The 5,589-nt window shown below is 64.5% G+C and carries 4 protein-coding genes and 1 tRNA gene; 2 read left to right on the forward strand and 3 right to left on the reverse strand.

Going from position 1 to position 5,589, the window contains the following annotated elements; genetic code table 11:
- The 3 genes from OOZ51_RS22200 to OOZ51_RS22210 form a co-directional block, all read right to left on the reverse strand.
- Positions 1 to 76 (reverse strand) — tRNA-Lys (locus tag OOZ51_RS22200).
- Positions 77 to 192: 116 nt separating this feature from the next.
- Complete coding sequence (locus OOZ51_RS22205; RefSeq protein WP_265982130.1) at positions 193 to 1,377, reverse strand: PQQ-dependent sugar dehydrogenase; 1,185 nt, start codon at positions 1,375 to 1,377, stop codon at positions 193 to 195.
- 4 nt (positions 1,378 to 1,381) lie between these two features.
- Positions 1,382 to 2,488 (reverse strand): sunset domain-containing protein, encoded by a 1,107-nt coding sequence (locus tag OOZ51_RS22210; RefSeq protein WP_265982131.1) that lies wholly within the window; start codon positions 2,486 to 2,488, stop codon positions 1,382 to 1,384.
- Positions 2,489 to 2,657: 169 nt separating this feature from the next.
- On the opposite strand from OOZ51_RS22210, the gene OOZ51_RS22215 reads away from it, so the two are divergent.
- Complete coding sequence (locus OOZ51_RS22215; protein ID WP_265982132.1) at positions 2,658 to 3,584, forward strand: LysR family transcriptional regulator; 927 nt, start codon at positions 2,658 to 2,660, stop codon at positions 3,582 to 3,584.
- A gap of 152 nt (positions 3,585 to 3,736) precedes the next feature.
- On the forward strand, positions 3,737 to 5,458 hold the full coding sequence (gene ilvD / locus OOZ51_RS22220; RefSeq protein WP_265982133.1) for a dihydroxy-acid dehydratase: 1,722 nt from the start codon (positions 3,737 to 3,739) through the stop codon (positions 5,456 to 5,458).
- The last annotated feature ends 131 nt before the right edge of the window (positions 5,459 to 5,589 follow it).

Consider the following 5,589-nt stretch of genomic DNA (forward strand, 5'->3'; position numbering starts at 1 on the left):
TGGTGCACCCCCCGGGACTTGAACCCGGAACCCATTGATTAAGAGTCAATTGCTCTGCCAATTGAGCTAGAGGTGCATTCGTCGATTTCGATCACCTGAAGGCTTTTCTTCCCTCGTTGATCTCCGCAACGACATGTAACTCTACACGAGACTTGTCGAAGTGTGAAATCGGCCCGAGGCCCCTCCGCGGCGCTACCCGGGAGGCTTCAGGACCAGCGCAAAATCGGGGTTTTGGTTGTTGCTGAGAACCCACAGTGCGCCGTCCGGCGCAAGCGATACGTCCCGGAGCCGGCCGTATTGGGCTGTGAAGTATGCCACAGGAGTCCCGGCCGTTTCACCACTGAGCGGCACCGTCCACAATCGCTGCCCCCGCAACGCGCTCGTGAACGCCGTTCCATTGACAATTTCCAGGCCGCTCGGGGAGGAATCCGCCGTCGACGGCCACACAACCTTGGCATCAAGGTAACCGGGGCGGCCCGGCGCCCCGGTTACTTCCGGCCAGCCGTAGTTGCCGCCCGCTTTGATGAGATTGAGTTCGTCGTTCACATCGGGCCCGAATTCGCTTGCCCACAGTCTGCCGGCGCTGTCCCACGCCAGGCCCTGCACATTGCGGTGTCCGTAGCTGTACACCGGATTGTTGCCGAAGGGGTTGCCCGGCGCCGGTTTTCCATCGGGTGTGAGCCGCAGGATCTTCCCTCCAAGCGCATTGCGGTCCTGTGCCTGCTCCGGGCGCTGCGAATCACCGGTGCCGACGTAGAGGAAGCCGTCGGGTCCGAAGCGGATACGGCCACCGTTATGGGTTGGGGCTTTGGGGATGCCGGAGAAGATGACTTCGGGCGTGCCAAGACTGAGGCGGTTGTCTGCTGCCTGTTCCAGCCGGGTCCGGGCAATTCTGTTGTCCGATTCAGCCGTGAAATAGCTGTAAAGCAGGCGGTCTCCGGAGAACGTCGGGGGGAGGGCCAGTCCCAGCAGGCCGCCCTCACCGCCGGGTACGACGCCGGGAAACTCGCCAATGGTGGTGGCTTGGCCATTCCGGACGGATTTGATGAGCCTGGTGTCCCGTTCCGAGATGATGGCCGTGCCGTCGTCGAGGAACACGATGGACCACGGGAGGGTGAGATTCAGGTCCAGTTTCCGAAGCAACTCCGGTCCGTTGCCTTCGGGCTTGGGGGATTGGACGGCATGTGATTGGCTCGCGGACGGTGACGCTGCCGGCGACCCGGTGGACGGTCCTCCTGGCGACGAGCCGGTGCCGGGGGAACTCCCGGTGCATGCGCTCAGCAGCAAAGCCGAGATGCAGGCCGCCGCCAGGAGCGCCCGGGCAGGCAAAAGGCGGGGCCGGAGAAAGCTTCCGGAACCCGCCTTTGCCTGGTTCATAGTGTCAGCGGCGATTCCGGCGAGGTGGCCGGAAGCCTGCGGCCTCGGCGTGGGCGCTCGAGACAAACCAGACCCCGGCCTTGACCTCGTCGTAGGACGGACTGTCTTCGTCGTGATAGGTCATCGTGTCGGCGTTGCCCTTGACCGTGTACCCATCAGGGCCGCTCCCGTCAGCGCCCGCGGCAGCCGAGCCCTCGCCGTACGGCTGGTCGGCAGCCAGATGGCCGCCCAGCGGCGTGGCATCGCCGGAAACGACTTCCGGGCCGGCGGCCGCGACCGGCGCCGCGGCGGCGTCGGAAGCCTGCTGCTCTCCTTGGTGCCCGTCCGGAGCGGTGTTGTCGATCTCCGCCGCGGCGGATTCGGCGCCGGGAAGTGTCGGTGCGTGGGCGTCCGTGTACTCGCGGTGATGGACCGGAACCGGTGCGGCCGGTGCGCCGACTTCGCTCCACGTGGCTTCCCATTCGGCACTGTCGGCCAGCTGTTCGGGAGTGGTTGGTGCGGGGGTGGCTGGTTGCGTTCCTGCCGCCACCGAACTGCCGGCTGCGGCAGGAACGGCAGGTCCGTCGTCCGCCGTGGCGACGTCGTCGGCAGTCACGCCCGCTTCGAGTTCCGGCTCGGAAAGTATCGGTTCCGGAACGATCGGCTCCGGAACGACCGGTTCGGCCTCTTCAGAGACAGCGGTTTCGGAAGCGGTCTCCGCGACCATCTCTTCGGACAGTACTGGTTCCGGGAGTGTGGGCTCCTCGAAGAGTGGCTCCTCCACGGCGGCTCCAACAGTTGGGGACTCTGCCGGGGCGGCCATTCCGGACTGGAGCGGCGAGTCAGGGCGCTCCCAATCGTCGACGTCGACACCGCCTGGCTCCGGTGACGGCTCGCGCTCGGCGGAGCGTGACCCGGCTAGATCCTGTTCGCCGGTGGCGGTTGCAGCGACCAACGGGGCTGAGCCTGTCAGGGCGGCCGCCGTGGTGTCTATTTGCGGTGACGAGGCAGTCTGCGACGGAGAGGACGGGGCCATGCCGCCCGATGAAGACTTCGCGCGGTTGCGGCTCAAGAGCCACCAGGCAATCGCGGCGATCAACACAATGACGATGACCGTGATCAACCATTCCATGGGAGGAGCCCTTCTATTCGATTCACAGCTGTCGTGATTTGACGTTACGTCCGTGGCAAGGGGCTGTCTAGGTTTGTCAATCGATTCGAGGCTGGCGCCGCGTCCGCATCACGCCGGTGCCGGGGCTGGAAAGAACCGAGCCAGGACCCGCATCCCCTAGGGTGTCTTCATGGACTTCAAGAGGCTGCGTATCCTCCGCGAGCTGGCGGACCGGCAGACGGTCGGCGCCACGGCGGAAGCGATGAATGTGACAGCTTCCGCGGTGTCGCAACAGCTCAAAACACTCCAGGAGGAGCTCGGCGTCGTTCTCGTGGAGAAGGACGGGAGGGGAGTCCGGCTGACCGAGGCGGGCCTCGCAATGGCGGGAGCGGCAGCAGACGTCGCCACGGCGATGGCCCGGGCGGAATCGACGGTGGACACCTATCGCCAAGGGTGGCAGGCCCACATCCGGGCAGCCTTCTTCCCGAGCGCCGCCGAGATGCTGTTGCCTGGACTGCTGCACCGTGTCAAGGCTATTGAAGGGCTGCATTTCGAAGCCCATTTCGAGGATCCCGGAACGGACGGTTTCGCCGGATTGGCTGCGGATTACGACATCGTCCTTGCTCACAGCGTGGATGGTCCGGAGGTGTTCGCCCGGCATGGCCTAGCGGTACTTCCACTGCTGGAGGAAGCCTTGGACGTCGCCATGCCGGCGGGCCACGAGCTCGCGACCAAGGCGCGGCTGACGGCCCATGACGTAGCGGGCTACCCGTGGCTTGGCGTTCCTGTTGGCTTTCCCTTTGACACCGTGCTCCGCCAGATTGAGCTCCAGGCAGGCACGACGGCGGTGCGCGGCCAGCGGTACCCCGATCTGCGGGTCCTCGAGGCCTTGGTTGGTTCGGGGCACGGAATCTGCCTCCTTCCGCGCTACACCGCCCGAGCGAACCAAGGAAGGAGGTTGGTCCTGCGGCCGCTCGTTGGGGTCCGCGCCAGCCGCAGCATTGTGGCCCTTGCCCGTCCGGAGGTGGCTGCCCGTACCACCATCAGGCAGACTCTCAGCTTGCTTCAGGAGGAAGCCGCGGTGATTGCCCGCGAGCTTCGACTGGGTGACGAGTGACAGTTGGACCGCGGGTTCAGTCTCACGCCGTCTCGCATATTGAGACAAGTGTCCACTATTTGAATGAAATATTGAATGAAATAGCGCCAAATTTGCCTCAACCCGTCCACCGTGTTCGTTGGCCACAGCCCAAGAGTCATAGACTCGTGCCCATGAGTGACCACACCCCAATTGCGACAGACAACCAGCCGGACATCAAACCACGCAGCCGGGTCGTAACGGACGGCATCCATGCCGCCCCCGCGCGAGGCATGTTCCGGGCCGTAGGCATGGGCGACGACGACTTCGCCAAGCCCCAAATCGGCGTCGCGAGCTCGTGGAACGAAATTACGCCGTGCAACCTCTCGCTGAACCGACTCGCCCAGGGCGCCAAGGAAGGCGTTCACGCCGGCGGTGGTTTCCCCATGCAGTTCGGCACCATTTCCGTTTCGGACGGAATCTCCATGGGCCATGAGGGCATGCACTTCTCGCTGGTCTCCCGTGAAGTCATTGCCGACTCCGTCGAGACTGTGATGCAGGCCGAGCGCATTGACGGCTCCGTCCTGCTGGCTGGCTGCGACAAATCCCTCCCGGGTATGCTGATGGCCGCCGCCCGTCTGGACCTCGCCAGTGTGTTCCTGTATGCCGGTTCCATCATGCCGGGCTGGGTCAAGCTCGAGGACGGATCGGAGAAGGAAGTCACCCTCATTGACGCATTCGAAGCCGTGGGTGCCTGCGCTGCGGGCAAGATGAGCCTCGGAGACCTGGATCGCATCGAAAGGGCCATCTGCCCAGGTGAAGGTGCCTGTGGTGGCATGTACACGGCCAACACCATGGCGTGCATCGGTGAAGCCCTCGGCATGTCCCTGCCGGGCTCGGCTGCCCCGCCCTCGGCAGACCGCCGTCGTGATGACTTTGCCCGCAAGTCCGGCGAGGCAGTGGTCAACTTGCTTCGCCTCGGCATCACCGCCCGGGACATCATGACCAAGAAGGCGTTCGAGAACGCCATCGCAGTCACCATGGCCTTCGGCGGTTCCACCAACGCTGTCCTGCACCTGCTCGCGATCGCCCGCGAAGCCGAGGTCGAACTGACCCTGGACGACTTCAACCGCATCGGCGACAAGATCCCGCACCTGGGCGACCTCAAACCCTTCGGCCGCTACGTCATGACCGATGTCGACAAGATCGGCGGTGTGCCGGTCATCATGAAGGCACTGCTCGACGCCGGACTGCTGCACGGAGACTGCCTCACGGTCACCGGCAAGACCCTTGCCGAGAACCTGGCCTTCATCAACCCGCCGGACCTCGACGGCAAGATCCTGCGCGCCCTGGACAATCCGATCCACAAGACCGGCGGCATCACCATCCTGCATGGTTCCATGGCACCGGAAGGGGCCGTCGTAAAGAGCGCGGGCTTCGACGCCGATGTCTTCGAAGGTACGGCCCGCGTCTTCGAGCGCGAACAGGGTGCCCTCGACGCCTTGGACAGGGGCGAGATCAAGGCCGGAGACGTCGTCGTAATCCGTTATGAAGGACCCAAGGGCGGCCCGGGCATGCGTGAGATGCTCGCCATCACGGGCGCCATCAAGGGAGCAGGCCTCGGCAAGGACGTGCTCCTGCTGACCGATGGCCGGTTCTCCGGTGGTACCACCGGTCTCTGCATCGGACACGTTGCGCCTGAAGCCGTCGACGGCGGCCCCATCGCCTTCGTCAAGGACGGCGACGAGATCCGTGTGGACATCGCTGCCCGCTCGTTCGACCTCTTGGTGGACGAAGCCGAGCTCGAGTCGCGCAAGGTCGGCTGGGAGCCCCTCCCGGCAAAGTTCACCAAGGGTGTCCTCGCCAAGTACGCCAAGCTGGTGCACAGCGCCTCCACGGGCGCTTATTGCGGGTAGCAGTCCCGCGGCGGGTCCTTCCCAACTGACTCGCAGTTGTTGTCGTTTTGACGTGGCAAAGTCATATGGTCGTAGCAACGCTCTGATTGATGGAGCGTTTTATGGTCAGGTCATTTCCTCAGAGTGCCCGC

Origin of the sequence: Arthrobacter rhizophilus (assembly GCF_026241105.1) — a bacterium.
GTDB lineage: Bacteria > Actinomycetota > Actinomycetes > Actinomycetales > Micrococcaceae > Arthrobacter.

Excerpts from the sequence above, each read along its gene's own strand:
- OOZ51_RS22210 (WP_265982131.1), bottom strand. The coding sequence starts at position 2,488 with ATGGAATGGTTGATCACGGTCATCGTCATTGTGTTGATCGCCGCGATT.
- OOZ51_RS22215 (WP_265982132.1), top strand. The coding sequence starts at position 2,658 with ATGGACTTCAAGAGGCTGCGTATCCTCCGCGAGCTGGCGGACCGGCAG.
- ilvD (WP_265982133.1), top strand. The coding sequence starts at position 3,737 with ATGAGTGACCACACCCCAATTGCGACAGACAACCAGCCGGACATCAAA.
- OOZ51_RS22205 (WP_265982130.1), bottom strand. The coding sequence starts at position 1,377 with ATGAACCAGGCAAAGGCGGGTTCCGGAAGCTTTCTCCGGCCCCGCCTT.